Genomic DNA, 17,073 nt, shown 5'->3' on the forward strand with positions numbered 1-17,073 from the left:
ATAATTCCTTAAATTAAATATAGGAGGTTTTCATATGGAACAGAACAAGGAGATAAAAATAAAAAAGAAGAAGTTTATGAGTAATATTACACCTTATCTTTTTATATCACCATGGATAATAGGATTTCTTGTATTCACTCTAGTGCCGCTGGTTTTCTCATTGATAATGAGTTTTTACAATTGGCCGGTTATAGGAACACGGGAATTTGTAGGCCTGGGCAATTACATAAATATGTTTAAGACTGATACTCAGTTTTTTAAATCACTTGCTATAACACTAAAATTTGCCTTAATTTTTGTACCTTTAAATCTTATTTTAGCTCTTATTCTTGCACTTCTTATAACTAGGCCAGTAAAGGGAGTAAAGTTCTTCAGAACTATTTTCTATATACCTACTGTAGTATCGGGTGTGGCAATTTCAATTATTTGGGGATGGATTTTAAATTCTCAATATGGAATTTTAAATCATTTTTTATCCCTTATAGGGCTTACAGGCCCAAAGTGGCTCACAGACCCCAAAGTGGCTATTACAGCTATTGTTATTGCAAGTGCTTGGGGAGTAGGTACAATGATGCTTATATTCTATACAGCAATAAGTAGCATTCCAAAAGATGTGTACGAAGCAGCTTATATAGATGGTGCATCGCCTGTGCGATCCTTCTTTGCCATTACACTGCCACTTATTACTCCAACACTTTTATTTAATCTTATTACATCAACTATCACTGCGTTGCAGCAGCTTACTTTGGCGCTATTATTAACAAATGGGGGACCTATGAAATCAACTTATTTTTATGGGCTTTATGTGTATAACAATGCCTTTAAGCAGTTCAAACTTGGATATGCCAGTGCAAATGCGTGGTTTATGTTTGTTGTAATATTAATTTTGACAGCTGTTATATTTAAATCCTCTGACACCTGGGTATTCTACGAAAACGAATTGGCTGTTAACAAAAAAGGAGGTAATAAAAAGTGAAGATAAGCAAAACGGAAAAGATAATAATATATATATTTTTAGGTATATTTACAATTTATTTTTTATTTCCTTTTGTATGGATGATTCTTACAGCATTTAAAACAGAAGGGGAAGCCTTTTCATTTCCACCTAAGATAATGCCTAGTGTATGGCACTTTGACAATTTTATAAAAGCTTGGAATTCGCAACCCTTCTATGTGTACTTAAAAAACTCTGTAATTGTAACTGTGCTTACTACAATAGGTCAGGTTATTTCTTGTTCACTTGTGGCCTATGGTTTTGCAAGATACAATTTCAAGGGAAAGAATATACTCTTTGTTTTACTGCTTTCTACTATGATGATTCCTTGGGATGTAACAATGATACCCCTTTATATGGAATTTAATGCTTTTAAATGGATAAATACATTAAAACCTCTGATTGTACCCTCGTTTTTTGCATCAGCGTATAGTGTATTTCTCTTAAGACAGTTTTTAATGGGAATCCCAAGGGATTTTGAAGAAGCTGCAAAAATTGATGGAGCAAATGATTTTCAGATTTTTTCAAAGATATTTGTTCCTATTATGAGGGCACCTTTAATACTTATAGGCGTACTTAATATCCTTCTTGTATGGAATGATTATCTTGGTCCTCTTATTTTCCTACAGGATAGAACAAAATATACTTTAGCACTGGGACTTGCATCATTTAAGGGAGTCCACAACATGCAAATAATACCTATAATGGCCATTACGATTCTTATGATAATACCACCTATTATTGTTTTTGCCTTTGCACAAAAGTATATTGTAGAAGGTATGAGCGGTGGTATAAAACAATAATGAAAGGAGCATTTTTATGCAGCGAAAGATAAAGGATTGGGAAAATATTGATTTACTCCATGTAAACAGAAAAGATAGTCGGGCAGATTTTAATGGATATAATTCCATGGAGGATGCTTTAACCTATGATGAGGTTAAAAGCTTTGGAAAAATAACACTTGATGGATTATGGAAATTTATGTTTCTAAAAGCGCCGGAATTGTCCCCTGATAACTTTAATAGTATTGAATATGATGCTTCAAACTGGAATGATATTGTGGTCCCAGGAAATTGGCAGCTTCAGGGCTATGGAAAGATGCACTATACTGATGTATATTACCCATTCCCTATCAATCCACCATATGTGCCTACAGAAAATCCTACAGGAATTTATAAACGTAGTTTTAAGCTGGACAGTAAATGGTTAGGAAATCGTACTATGCTAAAATTTCATGGTGTAGATAGTGCCTTTAATATCTGGGTAAATGGACAGCCTGCAGGTTATGGCAAGGGAAGCAGATTAACCTCAGAATTTGATATAACCTCTTTTGTTAATCAGGGAGAAAATGAAATTACAGTAAGGGTTTATCAGTGGTCTGACGGTACATACCTTGAAGACCAGGATATGTGGTGGCTCAGTGGAATCTTCAGAAGTGTGGAATTAATAAACGAGCCCTATGCTTGTATAGACGACATTTATGTTGTAACTGACTTTGATGAGAATTACAATGACTCAACCCTAAAGCTTGATATACTCTGCTCAAACTACAACACTGTAGGCATTAAGGGATTTAGTGTGAAATGCAGTTTATTTGATATGAGCAATAGAGATATATGTGAATTTGAATATAGTGATATTGCCATAGAAAAAGAGAATTGTATTAAAATATTACTAGAGAAAAAAATATTATCCCCAAACAAGTGGACAGCTGAAACTCCTTATTTATATACACTTATAGTGGAATTAGAGGATTCAGCAGGAGAAACTTTTTACTCTGTACCTCTTAAAATTGGCTTTAGAAAAATAGAGGTTAAAGATGGGAATTTCACTGTAAATGGAAAAATAATAATGTTAAATGGAGTGAATAGGCACGATTTCAACCCTGAAACGGGAAGAACTGTAACAAGAAAAAATATGTTAGATGATGTGCTTTTAATGAAGAAACATAACATAAACGCGGTTAGAACCTCTCATTATCCAAACCACCCTTATTTTTATGAACTATGTGATATTTATGGTTTGTATGTAATAGATGAGACCGATATTGAGTGCCATGGCTTTGAGCTTACGGGAAATTATAATTGGATAAGTGATAATAACAGATGGGAAAAGGCATATGTAGATAGGGCTGTACGGATGGTGAAAAGGGATAGGAACCATCCCTCAATTATTATGTGGTCATTGGGAAATGAATCAGGATTCGGAAGCAACTTTACTGCTATGGCACAGGCATGCCGCAGTATCGATAATACAAGACTTATACACTATGAAGGCGATAGAGAAGCAGTTATAAGCGACGTATTTAGTACTATGTATACAAGGCTCCACAAGCTTGAAGAAATCGGAAAAGATGAGGAAGGGAAAAAGCCACATATACTTTGTGAATATGGACATGCCATGGGGAATGGACCTGGAGGTCTTAAGGAATATCAGGAAATGTTTAGAAAATATAAAAGGCTTCAGGGCGGATTTATATGGGAATGGTTTGATCACGGTATAAAGCAAAAAAACCAAGAGGGACAGGAGCACTATGCTTATGGAGGAGAATTTGGTGATTATCCACATAATGGTAACTTCTGCATAGATGGACTTATATTTCCGAGTAGAGAGCCATCACCAGGTCTTTTAGAGTATAAGAAGGTTATTGAGCCTATTAGTACCTATGCTTTGGATCTTGAAAGAGGAATAATTAAAGTTAAAAATTTGTACGATTTTATTGATTTATCACATGTTGATATAAAATGGAATGTTAGCTTTGATGAAAACCTATTGGATTCTGGAGTTATACACCTTAGTGATGTTAATCCAGGAGAGGAAAAGGAAATTAAAATCCCGATTAATATACAAAAGGTAATTGAAAATACAGATTACTGGATTAATATAAAATATGTTTTAAATAGAGATGAGTTGTGGGCAAAAGCTGGGCATGAGATAACATTTGAGCAGTTCAAGCTTCCAATTTTTGAATCAAATAAGTATATACGTCCTGTTAATAGAGAACTAGAGGTAAAAGAAAATGGCGGAAAAATTATTATAGTGGGAAGTGATTTCGAGGTTATTTTTAATAAAATTTTTGGATGCCTTGAGGAGTATAAATACAAAGGCAGGAGGATAATAGAGAAAGGGCCTAGCTTAAACTTTTGGCGCGCTCCTATTGATAATGACATGTACCTTTTGAAGGATTGGAAAGAAAAATATTTCCTTCACATGATGCAGGAGATATTAGAATATATTGAATATGAAAAACATAGTTCTTTTGTTTGTGTAAAAATAGGTGTTCATATTGCCCCACCAAATCAAGGATGGGCCTTTAAAGCAGTATATAATTACACCATACACTCTAATGGTGATATAGTGATAAAGGTAGAAGGACATCCTTTTAGGAAAGAACTAAATATGCCAAGTATAATCCCGAAAATAGGGCTTGAACTATTTGTAAATAAGGAACTTAGCAGTGCAGCGTGGTATGGAAAAGGTCCTGGTGAATCCTATAGTGATAGTAAGCTCGCATCTACTACTGGGGTATATAGAAATAAAGTAGAAAATATGCACACGCCCTATATATATCCACAAGAAAATGGAAATCATACAGATGTATATTGGATGAGCGTAAAGGATTTAAATACTGGGATTTTTGTAAAGTCTAGCAGCACCTTTGATTTTACTGTTCACGACTATACAAAAGAAATGTTAGAAACTGCTAGGCACCAGCATGAAATAAAAAAAGCTGATTTTATGGTGTTAGATATTGACTATAGACAAAATGGACTTGGAAGCGCTAGCTGTGGTCAGGATCAACTTCCGAAGTATAAGCTAAGTCCTGGGGAATTTAATTTTGAAGTTGAGCTGTCATTTTATAATGAAGAAAATATAGACCTTGTAAAATACAGTAAAATTTTATATGAAAAATAGTTTAACTTAAATAATATTTAAGAGGTGATAGTATGGAATTTAATATAAGTGATGTACCCTTTAGTCGGTACGGATCATATCTTGTTTTTTCTACAGATTTAGAGTCTGGAGAATTGCTTTTAAGAGATGTGCATGGAGGAGATGAATCCGAAAGCACAATTTTTAAAATAGAAGTAATAAAAAATGGAAACCCAGTCCCATACAGTATTAAAGTTAGTGAAACAAAGCTAACTTTAATGGGAGCTGAAAATCCCCAGGATGAAATTAATATTTGTATTAGTGAAGAGGATATGATTCATATTGAAGCGAGAGGCATTGGACTTCGGTTTAATGCAGTTAAAACAAGATATGATAATGTACTCCAGTATGATTTAGATAAGTGGGAATATCATTTTTATTCCAAGGAAATTAAAATGATGTTTTCCTTGATAGAGGGGAATGTAGCATTAAATGCACCCTGGAAGATTGTAGGGAATGAAAGCATAGCTATGGATGTTGAAACTAAAGAAGACTATATGCATCTTGTTATAGAGAGTTATAAGACCGTGTGGAAATGTAAAAACTTTGAAAGTTATGAAATGGCTCAAAAAAAGGTGGACGAATGCTATGGAGATTGGATTAAATCCATGCCTGAAGTTCTAGAGAGGTACAAGGCCTCAAGGGAGCTTGCAAGCTATATAACTTGGTCCTGTGTTGTTCATCCTCAGGATAAATTAACACGTTATGCCATGTATATGTCAAAAAATTCAATGAACAACATATGGAGTTGGGATAACTGTTTTAATGCAATGATGTTAAGTTTAAATCATCCGGGACTTGCTTTAGACCAGCTTTTGTTATTTGTAGATAATCAGGATGAGTGTGGAATATACCCGGATTTTATAAATGACAGGTATTCCTCCTTTAGCTGCTGTAAGCCACCTATTCATGCATGGGCCTTTAGTAAAATAAGAAAAAACAACAACTTTTTTAACACTAGAGATGTTGTGGAAACTATGTATGAATCCTTATCAAGAGCAACAGAGTACTGGCTAGTGTATAGAAGGAAAAACAAAAATACTCTTCCCCTGTATAACCATGGCAATGATTCAGGGTGGGATAATGCTTCTGTTTTCCATATGGGTATTCCCGTGGAGTCTCCTGACCTAGCAGCTCATCTTATAAGACAGATGGATATTTTATCCGAAATGGCAGATGAACTAGGTAAGATGGAAGATAAGGACAGATGGAGAAAAGAAGCAGATGATATGTATGAGCTTTTAATGAAACGTCTATGGAGTGGAAATGGTTTTTCAGCTATTGTACATGCGGCCCAGGAGAGAGAAATACCCTATAGAACTAGTCTTTTATTAAGGCTTCCTATTGTTATTGGGTATAGGTTTCCAACTGAGATAACAGCTAGTATTGTAACCAGTCTTAAAGATGATTTTGAAAGCACCTTTGGTCTTGCTACGGAATCTTATAAAAGTCCCCTGTATAAGGAGGATGGCTATTGGCTTGGACCTGTTTGGGCTCCTGTTATGTATCTGATAATTGATGCATTAAATTCTTTGGGGTATTCATCAATTGCTAAGGATTATGCCCAGCGTTTCTGCAATGCAACCATTACAGGAGGCATGGCTGAAAATTTTGATCCTTTTACAGGTAAAGGCCTGGTAGACCCTGCTTTTACATGGACATCCAGCGTGTTTTTAATGCTGGCCAAGGAGTATTTATAATTGGAGGAAATGTGTTTATGAAAAAGTATATTGGAGAGCTTGGGCTTTTATCTGTTGCAATAATATGGGGTATGGGGTTTGTAGCATCCCGTGTATCCTTAGATTCAAAGCTTACTCCATTTCAAATTATGACTCTCAGGTTTTTTATTTCTACAGTGCTTATGGCAGTAATATACAGAAAAAATCTTAAAAAAATTAATAGTGGCTCTTTAAAGGCTGGAATAATTTTAGGTTTCTTTCTTTTTCTGGCCTTTGCTTTTCAGACTGAGGGTCTTCAGTATACAACGCCTTCAAAGAATGCATTTTTAACTTCTATAAATGTGGTTATGGTACCTTTTATAGGTACAATGTTGTTTAAGAAACCTGTAGACAAATTTGGGATAATAGGAGCACTGCTTGCGTGTACTGGTGCAGGAATTTTAACTCTAAATGGAAGTTTTAAGATAAATACAGGGGATATGCTCACAATAATATGTGCCCTCGGCTTTGCTTTTCACATATTTTTTGTAGGCGAATATGTGAAAAAATATGATGCTATTATGATTACTATTATTCAACTTGCTGTTGCTTTCATACTGTCGTTAATAGCAATTATTGTTATGGGACAAACAAATATTCACCTGAATTCACAGGGAGTACTCGCAGTATCATATCTTGGTATCTTTAGTACGGCGCTAGCGTTTCTTCTGCAAAATGTTTCGCAGAGGTATACAACAGGAACCAGAGCAGCTATTATACTTTCTACGGAATCTGTGTTTGGAGCTCTAGCATCGGTTATATTTCTAGGAGAGCAGATGACTTTAAAAATATTAATAGGATGCTTGTTAATATTTGTTGCTATTATTACCTCAGAAACAAAATTTTCTTTTTTTAGAAAAAGTAAAGCATTAAAATAAAGTATTATTAGGAAAACCATATTAAATATGATAGAATTGAATAAGTTTAAAGTGTTAAAAATAGAAATTTATAGAAGTGGTGATAAAGAGGATGGCTATTATAAAAGATATTGCTGAGAGGGCTAGAGTGTCAATTGCTACAGTATCAAGAGTTTTAAATTATGATGAAACATTAAGTGTATCAGCTGAAACAAGACAGAGAGTATTTGAAGCTGCTCAGGAGCTTGAATATACACCTCCAAAACGTAAAAAAAGCAGAAAAAAATTCAAAATAGGTCTTCTTTATTCCTATTCTCTTGAAGAGGAACTTGAAGATACTTATTACCTGTCTATAAGGGTATCAATAGAAAAAAGACTTGTGGCAGAGGGAGCTAAGATATTTAGAATAAGCAAAAATGATGATCTTGAAAAACTTAAGAATATTGATGGTATTATTGCTCTTGGGACCTTTAATATCAACGATGTTGAAAGAATAAAAAAGTTTATAAGGCCCGTGGTTTTTGTAGATACGGCGCAAGATGAGGATTTGTTTGATTCTGTGATAATTAATTTTTCAAAGTCCGTAAGAAATGCTCTTGATTACTTATTTTCATTAGGACATAATAAGATAGCCTATATAGGTGGAATAGATTTAGATATTAATGGGGATAGGTTTATAGATTTAAGAGAAGATACATATTGTAAATATATGAAAGAAAAAGGGTCGTATAATGAAAATCTTATAAAAGTTGGTAATTATACACCAAGAGACGGTTACAAGTTGATGAAGGAAATTCTAGAAGCCGATACTATACCTACCGCTACTTTTGTAGCTAACGATTCAATTGCAATAGGTTGCTATAAGGCTATATATGAAAAAAAATTAAAGATACCTGATGATATGAGCATAGTTGGCTTTAATGACATTTCTAGCGCACAGTATATGACGCCGCCACTAACTACAATAAAGCTGCACATTGAATTTATGGGAGAAACTGCTGTAGATTTACTTATAGAACGGTTAATATCTGGAAGAGAAATATGTAAAAAAATCACAATACCGGCTAAGTTTATAATTAGAGAAAGTTGTAAAGAAATATAGATAATATAGATTATTAGCGCAGAAACCCATTTCAAGATGCAATTAACTTGAAATGGGTTTTTCTTTTTGCTTTACAGAACTAAAATGCAATGAACTTAAAGGTGGAAAAAATTAAATATTCACAATATTGACAAGATTAAAATAAAAGGATATAATTGTATTAACTTGTTGAACAAGTTGATAATTGTTGAACAAGTTCAATTAATTAAAACATAGTCTGGAGTCTATTATAGATAATTATAAAATGATATGGGGTATGCAAAATGAGAAATAGAAAAATTACAAGTGTGTCCAATGAAAAAATACCATCATATGTAGCTATTTATAATATGCTTTATTCTGATATTATAAACGGCCTCTATAAAAATGGAACGCAACTTCCTAGCGAAACTGTTCTTTCAGAAAGGTATGAAGTAAGTAGAAACACATTAAGACAAGCTCTAACGATTTTAAATGAAGATGGAATAATTTCAAAGCATCAGGGTAAAGGCACCTTTGTTACCTATAAGGGAGAAGACGAAGAAACAGAAGAAGTCTCAAATAGCAACCTTGAAAATCCAATAATTCAGTGCTGCAAAGAGGAAATTGATGAAATTCGTGTTTCTTATAATTACGGACCACCCACGGATATTGCTCAGCAAAAGCTTAATATTAGTGCGAGCGAGATTGTTATGGCAAGTAACAATGTATATTTGATAGACAAAATTCCTGTGGCACACTCTTTTATACAAATTCCAGTGAAGTATATTAATAATAGTAATGTAAACCTAAATTCTGAAGAGGAAGTCTCCAATTTAATTAACAAAACTATATTTGAACTTGCTACATATGCTAAGATTCATGTGAAGATTGTGCATGCTGAAGAGAATATTACATCCTTCCTTGAAATTCTTGATAATGAGCCGATTATTTATATTGAAGAGATTTTGTACAATCAGCAGCGTGAAGGAATAGCAAGGTGTAAGTTTTATTTTATTCCTGATAAATATGATTTATCATTTAAAGTTTAACCTATAAAACGATATCCATATATTAACATAAAAGGGGGAAAAATTATGAAAGATTATTTCAAAGTAACCACAAAAACTATTGTTGCCACAGGTCTAGGTGCTGCAGTTTTCATGCTTTTATTCATGTATATTAAGGTGCCATCTCCAATTCCAGAAACAAGTTTTCAAACAGCTTATGGCCTAAGTGCCTTCTTTGCAGCACTATTTGGACCTATTGCAGGAGGTTTAATAGCTTTTATTGGGCACTCCTTAAGTGATGCTATCCAGTATGGTTCACCATGGTGGAGTTGGGTTATTGGTAGTGGAGTTTCCGGAGTAATATTTGGATTTTCTTACAAAAGAACAAAGGTTGAAGAAGGAGAATTTAAAATAAAGGACATCCTTATCTTTAACACCATTCAAATTCTTGGAAATATTTTAGCTTGGATAGTTGTTGCTCCAATACTAGATATTGTTATTTACAGTGAGCCTGCTAACCTAGTTTTTACGCAAGGTGCCATTGCAGCTTTACTGAACTCAATTAGTGCAGGAGTTATAGGTACATTGCTTTTAATTTCTTATGCAGCCACAAGGACAAAAAAAGGTAGCCTAAATATGAAATAACCACATTATTATAATTATAATTATAATTATAATTAGTAAAATAAATGGGGAAGTGAACGATGATGAAGAAGCCAATTATAAAATTTGAAAATTTTAATTTTCAGTATTTCAGCCAAGCGAAGCCAACCTTAAATGATATTAATTTAGAAATCTATCCAGGAGAAAAAATATTAATAGTGGGTCCTAGTGGTAGTGGCAAAAGCACACTGGGTAACTGTTTAAATGGACTAATTCCTTTTTCATATAAAGGTGAGATTAATGGAAGTTTAAAGATTAAGGATTTAGAAACAAAGGAGCAAAACATTTTTAAATTATCTAAAATGATAGGTACAGTTTTGCAAGACTCTGATGGACAGTTTGTTGGGTTAACTGTTGGTGAAGATATAGCTTTTGCTTTAGAAAATGATAATGTTAAAGCTACAGAAATGCAGGTCAGAGTGAAAAATGTAGCAAGTATGGTAGATATGGAAAAGTGGCTTACTTCATCACCTTTCGAACTATCTGGAGGTCAAAAACAAAGGTCTGCTCTTGCTGGTGTTATGATCGATGACGTAGATATATTACTCTTTGATGAGCCACTAGCCAATCTAGATCCTGCCACTGGTAAGACTGCCATAGAAATAATAGAAAATATTCACAAAGAAGCAAATAAAACTATTATTATTATTGAACATAGGCTAGAGGATGTTCTACATTGTGACATTGATAGGATTATTGTTATGAATGAGGGGAGAATTATTGCAGATATGAACGCTGATCAATTAGTTTCTTCGGAAATTTTAATTGAAAATGGCATAAGGGAGCCCCTTTATATTACAGCATTAAAATATGCTGGCATAAAAGTTACCACTGAAATGCATCCTGGTCACATCAATACATTAGATGTACAAACTGTAAAAGACATTTTAAAAGCTTGGGATAAATCCATTTCACCACAGAAAATTGAAAGTCATAAGCCATCTATACTTAGGCTTTGCGAGGTGTCTTTTTCCTATAATGGGATTCATAAAATACTAGATAATGTTAGCATTGATATTAAAGAAGGAGAAATGGTGTCAATCGTTGGTAAAAACGGGGCAGGTAAGTCAACCCTTTCAAAGATAATATGCGGATTTGAAAAAGAAGATACAGGTAATGTTTATTATTATGATGAAAATATTAAGGATAAAACCATAAGAGAACGGGCTGAAATTGTGGGTGTTGTAATGCAAAATCCAAATCAAATGATTTCAAAGCCTATGATATATGATGAGATTGCTTTAGGTCTTCGTTTAAGAAAGGTTAAGGAAGAAGAGATAAAGGAGCGAGTTGATAAGATTTTAAAGATTTGTGGACTTGCTCCCTTTAGAGAATGGCCTATATCAGCACTAAGTTATGGACAAAAGAAGAGGGTAACTATAGCTTCTATTTTAGTGTTAAATCCTAAGATTTTAATTCTTGACGAACCAACCGCCGGGCAAGATTACCGTCATTACAGTGAAATAATGAGGTTTTTACTAGAAATAAATAAATTAGGGGTAACAATTATTATGATTACACATGACATGCACCTTATGCTTCAATACACCCACCGAGGAATAGTTTTAGCTGGTGGAAAGAAAATTGCAGATACGCAGGCCGCTATAATTTTAACCGATGTTGATGTCATAAAAGAAGCAAACTTAAAAGAAACCTCTCTTTATAACCTTGCTCAAATCACAGGTATAAGTGATGGAACGTCATTTGTTCAAAGTTTTATAGAATATGAGAGGGGGATGCGAAACAAGTGAAGATGAAGCTATTTTCATATAACTCAATTGATACCTATATTCATAGACTTTCTGGACTAACTAAACTAATTTGCTTTTTATTCTTAACCTTTTCGGTAATGTTTTCGTATGACATAAGGAGTATTCTTTTAATAATGGCTTTTTCTTTTGTAATGTTAAGAGTTTCTAAAATAAAATACTCCCAAATACGAGTAATGATAATTTACGTTTTAATATTTCTTATTACAAATGCAGTTATAACCTATTTATTTTCCCCAGAACGAGGAGTTGGAATTTATGGTACCCGTCACGAAATCCTTTCTATTTTTGGGAGATATACATTAACCTTAGAACAGTTGTTTTACCAAGGCACTAAGTTTTTTAAATATGCTTCCGTTATTCCACTTGGAATAATATTTCTTTTAACTACCAATCCAAGTGAATTTGCAGCTGCTTTAAGTGGTATTGGAGTTAACTATAAAGCCGCAGTTGCAGTTTCGCTAACCTTACGATATTTCCCGGACATACAGAGGGAATATCAAGAAATTAGCCTTTCACAGCAGGCGAGAGGTTTAGATTTATCACGTAAGGCAAAATTTTCAGATAGATTTAAAAATGCACTTTTGATAATTATACCATTAATTTTCTCTACATTAGATAAAATAGAACTTATCAGTAATGCTATGGATTTACGCGGCTTTGGTAAAAGCAAGAGTCGTACTTGGTATAACAAGAAAAAACTTACAGTTGAAGATTACACGGCTATTACAATTTCAGCATTAATCTTTATTGGAACAATTTTAGTTTCAGTTTTTATAAATAAGAGTCGTTTTTACAATCCATTTATATAGGAGGAATAAAGTAATGAAACCAATATTAGTTTTTCAAACAGATTTCACTTATAAAGAAGGCGCAGTATGCGCAATGTATGGGGTGGTTAAAACCGTTGATAGAGAACTGGAGATTATGGATGGTTCCCACGAAATTCCACAGTACGATATTCAGAGTGCATCCTACAGACTATTTCAGTCTATGAGATTTTGGCCAGAAGGCACAATTTTTGTTTCTGTTGTAGATCCAGGCGTTGGAACTCACAGAAGAGCTTGTGTTGCAAAAACTGTGGATGGATACTATGTGGTTACCCCAGATAATGGTGCGTTAACTCACCTAAAAAAATGGGTAGGAATTACAGAAGTTAGGGAAATAGATGAAACAAAAAACCGCTTACGTGGTAAAAATACTGAAGGTGTAAGTATTTTTCATGGTCGCGATCTATTTGGATATTGTGCTGCAAAACTTGCTAGTGGGATAATTTCTTATGAGGAGGTAGGTAAGGCATATAGTATAAATGAAATTGTAGAATTCACTATTCCGGAGCCTTTCATAAAGGCTAATAAGGTTTGCGGAAATTTTGAAATTAGTGATCCTAACTTTGGAAACCTATGGACAAATATTCCATTATCTATGTTTACAGAGGCTGGCTTTAATTATGGTGACTATCTTAATGTAAATATAAAACATCAAGGAAAAGAAATGTACAAGGATAAGGTACTGTTCCATAAATCCTTTGGTTTTGCAGAAAAAGGAGCTGTTATGATTTATAATAACGAGCTTATGAAGGTAGCAATGGCAATTACACAAGGAAATCTATGCGAAAAATATAATTTAAACTTTGGCTTAGAATGGACAGTTGAATTTGAAAAATAGGAGTGAATTATGCTAACTAAGGCAACGGAAAAACACAGAGAGTTAATAATGAATTACTGTTTAGCTGAGCCTAATATAAACTTATTTATAATAGGTGATATAGAAAATTTTGGATTCGAAACTGATTTTCAGGAGGTCTGGATTCAAACGTTAGGTCATAAACTAGTGGGGGTTGTGCTACGATACCATGATAATTTTATTATTTATAGTAAGGATTTAGATTTAGAAATTAATGAAATAGAAATCTTATTAAGCACAAGAGATGTAAACATAATTAGTGGAAAACTTACGGTAATAGATTTATTTTACCCAGTGGTGAAAAGTAAATATTCAAAAAGAGATATGTATTTTTGCCAGCTTCTAGATATTTCAAAACTCATTGAGGATACATCAGAAGTTGAAACTGCAGAAAGCATAGATGCAATGGAGATTTCACTCGCCTATGAACAGATAGAAGAATTTTCAGGTTTATATTCTTCTGGAATAGATAGCCGTTATAAACAGATTGCAAGCAGAATTAAAACAAAAGAAGGAGTGCATATGTTTATAAAGAAAGATGGTAAAATTGTAAGCCACGGCAATACCACTGCTGAAACAAGTGTTAGCGCTATGGTGGGAGGTATTTTAACTATTCCAGCATATAGAAAACAAGGCCTTTCAAGTAAGATAATTTCTGCTTTGTGTCAAAACTTATTTCTTAAAGGGAAATCAGCATGTCTATTCTTTGATAATCCGGAAGCTGGCGAGATTTATCACAAGTTAGGATTCCGAAATATTGACAATTGGGCAATTTTAGGGAGGAAATAATATGAAAAAATTACTGGTATTTCAAAGCGATTTTGGTTTAGTGGATGGTGCTGTTGCAGCTATGTATGGCGTGGCTCATGAAGTAGAGGAAAATTTAAAGCTTTATAACTTAACACATGATATTACACCTTATAACATATGGGAGGCATCTTACCGTCTTTTTCAATCAGTAGAATATTGGCCTAAAGGCACGGTTTTTATTTCAGTGGTAGACCCAGGGGTTGGGTCAAGCCGTAAGAGTGTAGTAGCATTAACTGAATCTGGTCACTACATTGTAACCCCTGATAACGGCACCTTAACACATCTTAAAAAATATGTAGGTATAACTGAAATTAGAGAAATTGAAGAATCAAAGCACCGTCGACAAGACACTGAAAGTTCCTTTACCTTCCACGGTCGTGATGTTTACGCTTATACAGGAGCAAAGATTGCTGCAGGCAAAATTACATTTGAAGAGGTGGGTGCATTATTATCAGTAGAGAATATAGTGGAGCTTGAAATAGGTAAAATAGTAAAAACCGAAAAAAGTGTAAAAGGTAGCATTGATATTCTAGATGTACGTTTTGGTAGCTTATGGACTGATATCACAAGAGAAGATTTTTTAGAAATTGGATTTAATGTAGGGGACAGAGTTGAAGTTATAATTTACAATGGACCAACTCGTGTATACAACAATCGTATAGTTTATGGGAAATCATTTGCAGACGTATACGTTAGTGAGCAGTTAATTTATGTTAACTCCGTATACCGTATGGCGGTTGCAATAAACCAAGGGAACTTTGCTAAGGCTTATAGCATCGGAACTGGAATACATTGGAGTATAGAGTTTAAAAAAGTAGATTAGAGGTTTTTGAAGGGTTAATTAGAGATATTTATATAGTTATAAATCATAAATTTACGATACTTTAATAATCAGAGAAAAGTTTATTGGCTTGTCTATTTATGACAAGCCAATTATATATTCTTTTATCCTCAATATTGTCTAATAATACTGATGATATTTCTATATAAATATATACTTCATTTTTTTTATAAGAAATTATGTTGAAATTTAAAGGATTAAAAAATAAAATTAAGTTAATTGTTTTAATATTTTTAGCATCTATAGTGTGTCTTGTTCCATTAGAATTATTGATAATAAAATATTGTGATTTATTAATTAACGGATACTATGTAGCAATTTTATGTTTATTGTTTATTTTAACTATTCATATTATATGTAAAAAATTAGATGATAATATTCGATGGTATAGTTATTTAAATTAAATTAACTGTATAGGAGGCTTTACTTTGATAGAAATAAAAAAAGGAAAAAAGAGTTTTTATGTAGGTGATAATGAAGAAGACTCATTAGCTAAGATAGAATTGGTGCATAATGGAGATGATATAACAATTGAGCATACATTTGTATCTGAGCAGTTAAGAGGTCAAAATGTAGCAAGACAATTGCTTAAAACGGTTGTTGATTTTGCAAGAGAAAAAAATAAAAAGATAATTCCTATCTGTACTTTTGCTAAAGCAGAATTGAATAAGAATAATGATTATGAAGATGTATTGCATAAGTAAAGAATCAAGCATGGAATATAAAATAAAGAGAAAACACTGAGTTTTTTGGGGGTGGTATAGCCTCTCTTTCGGCTGCCGCATATTTAATAAGCGATGGTCATATGGATGGTAAAAACATCACTATTTTAGAACAATCACATATTATCGGTTTGCTTAAAACGTATTTATATATTATGGACATTGTTGAAAGCCTAAGAGTCACGGTTAAACAAGCAGGAAAAAAATAATGATAATATAATTATGTAATTAAACTACTAACAAAATCAGGAGGGTGTCTAAGTGAATGTATTATCGATAAATATAACAACTGATAGATTATTAATAAAAAAACTTGAATTAAATGATAGGGTTGAATTTTTCAGATACCGTTCATTGCCTGAGGTTTATAAATATCAGTCATTTATACCTAAGAACATGAACGCAATTGATGATTTTATAAGCGATATTCCTAGCAATCCCAACATTCCTAATACTTGGTTCCAATTAGCCATTGTTAACAAGAATGAAGATATGCTTATAGGCGATATAGGAATTCATTTTTTAGAGGATAATGCTCAGGTTGAGGTAGGGTATACATTAGCGCCAAGATACCAAGGCCAGGGGTACGCGATAGAAGCGTTAAAAGCTGTGATTAATTATTTATTCTTTGAGCTGAAGAAACATAGGATTACTGCATCTGTTGATCCCAATAATACAAAATCAATTAGACTTTTAGAAAAATTAGGAATGAGAAAGGAAGGTCACTTTATAAAGAGCTTTAAAATGGGTGATGTGTGGCTTGATGATTGTATATATGCCATATTGAAGGATGAATGGAAGGCATAATACAGAGACAACAACTAGTTTAAAAAACTGAAAAAAAGGAGTTCAATTTACTTTATGAACTCCCTTTTAATATATACATATATTTAATTTTAAATTAATTAGAGTATAGTCATTATTTTTAACTAAAGTATTTTTCTTTGTCTTTTACATATATTAAAGACCTCTTACTTATAAAATCGTACTATCCTCTATAAACCCTGAAA

General features: G+C 33.1%; 15 protein-coding genes and 1 pseudogene. All 16 read left to right on the plus strand.

The genetic code is table 11. The features are described 5' to 3' along the window. Positions 1-34: 34 nt before the first annotated feature. Positions 35-976, plus strand: a complete 942-nt coding sequence (locus G9F72_RS05750) for a carbohydrate ABC transporter permease (protein ID WP_164958856.1) — start codon at positions 35-37, stop codon at positions 974-976. Further along, on the plus strand, positions 973-1,797 hold the full coding sequence (locus tag G9F72_RS05755) for a carbohydrate ABC transporter permease (RefSeq protein ID WP_164958857.1): 825 nt from the start codon (positions 973-975) through the stop codon (positions 1,795-1,797). Before G9F72_RS05750 ends, G9F72_RS05755 begins: the two co-directional genes overlap by 4 nt. A gap of 16 nt (positions 1,798-1,813) precedes the next feature. After that, positions 1,814-4,909: a beta-galactosidase subunit alpha gene (gene ebgA, locus G9F72_RS05760; RefSeq protein ID WP_164958858.1), complete on the plus strand. Its 3,096-nt coding sequence runs from the start codon at positions 1,814-1,816 to the stop codon at positions 4,907-4,909. A gap of 32 nt (positions 4,910-4,941) precedes the next feature. Further along, a complete protein-coding gene (locus G9F72_RS05765; RefSeq protein WP_202054882.1) occupies positions 4,942-6,627 on the plus strand; it encodes an amylo-alpha-1,6-glucosidase in 1,686 nt (561 codons plus the stop codon). Positions 6,628-6,644: 17 nt separating this feature from the next. After that, a complete protein-coding gene (locus G9F72_RS05770; RefSeq protein WP_164958859.1) occupies positions 6,645-7,523 on the plus strand; it encodes a DMT family transporter in 879 nt (292 codons plus the stop codon). A 91-nt stretch (positions 7,524-7,614) separates the two neighbouring features. Further along, positions 7,615-8,604: a LacI family DNA-binding transcriptional regulator gene (locus G9F72_RS05775; protein ID WP_164958860.1), complete on the plus strand. Its 990-nt coding sequence runs from the start codon at positions 7,615-7,617 to the stop codon at positions 8,602-8,604. Between the two features lie 263 nt (positions 8,605-8,867). Beyond that, entirely contained in the window at positions 8,868-9,614 is a 747-nt protein-coding gene (locus tag G9F72_RS05780) for a GntR family transcriptional regulator (protein WP_164958861.1), read from the plus strand. 45 nt (positions 9,615-9,659) lie between these two features. Further along, a complete protein-coding gene (locus tag G9F72_RS05785; protein WP_164958862.1) occupies positions 9,660-10,217 on the plus strand; it encodes an ECF-type riboflavin transporter substrate-binding protein in 558 nt (185 codons plus the stop codon). A gap of 59 nt (positions 10,218-10,276) precedes the next feature. After that, on the plus strand, positions 10,277-11,986 hold the full coding sequence (locus G9F72_RS05790; RefSeq protein ID WP_164958863.1) for an ABC transporter ATP-binding protein: 1,710 nt from the start codon (positions 10,277-10,279) through the stop codon (positions 11,984-11,986). A gap of 2 nt (positions 11,987-11,988) precedes the next feature. Beyond that, a complete protein-coding gene (locus G9F72_RS05795) occupies positions 11,989-12,816 on the plus strand; it encodes an energy-coupling factor transporter transmembrane component T (protein WP_263487111.1) in 828 nt (275 codons plus the stop codon). Between the two features lie 13 nt (positions 12,817-12,829). After that, on the plus strand, positions 12,830-13,672 hold the full coding sequence (locus tag G9F72_RS05800) for an S-adenosyl-l-methionine hydroxide adenosyltransferase family protein (RefSeq protein WP_164958865.1): 843 nt from the start codon (positions 12,830-12,832) through the stop codon (positions 13,670-13,672). A 9-nt stretch (positions 13,673-13,681) separates the two neighbouring features. Next, complete coding sequence (locus tag G9F72_RS05805; RefSeq protein ID WP_164958866.1) at positions 13,682-14,479, plus strand: GNAT family N-acetyltransferase; 798 nt, start codon at positions 13,682-13,684, stop codon at positions 14,477-14,479. A gap of 1 nt (position 14,480) precedes the next feature. Beyond that, positions 14,481-15,323, plus strand: coding sequence for an S-adenosyl-l-methionine hydroxide adenosyltransferase family protein (locus tag G9F72_RS05810; protein WP_164958867.1), 843 nt, complete (start codon positions 14,481-14,483; stop codon positions 15,321-15,323). A gap of 446 nt (positions 15,324-15,769) precedes the next feature. Further along, a complete protein-coding gene (locus tag G9F72_RS05815; protein WP_164958868.1) occupies positions 15,770-16,045 on the plus strand; it encodes a GNAT family N-acetyltransferase in 276 nt (91 codons plus the stop codon). A 53-nt stretch (positions 16,046-16,098) separates the two neighbouring features. Continuing rightward, positions 16,099-16,272: pseudogene (locus G9F72_RS05820) on the plus strand (oleate hydratase); the annotation flags it as partial. Between the two features lie 52 nt (positions 16,273-16,324). Continuing rightward, the gene (locus tag G9F72_RS05825) at positions 16,325-16,870 is read left to right on the plus strand and encodes a GNAT family N-acetyltransferase (RefSeq protein ID WP_164958869.1); all 546 of its coding nucleotides are present in this window, start codon (positions 16,325-16,327) and stop codon (positions 16,868-16,870) included. Positions 16,871-17,073 lie beyond the last annotated feature (203 nt).

It is taken from the genome of Clostridium estertheticum (assembly GCF_011065935.2).
In the GTDB taxonomy this organism is placed as follows: domain Bacteria; phylum Bacillota; class Clostridia; order Clostridiales; family Clostridiaceae; genus Clostridium_AD; species Clostridium_AD estertheticum_A.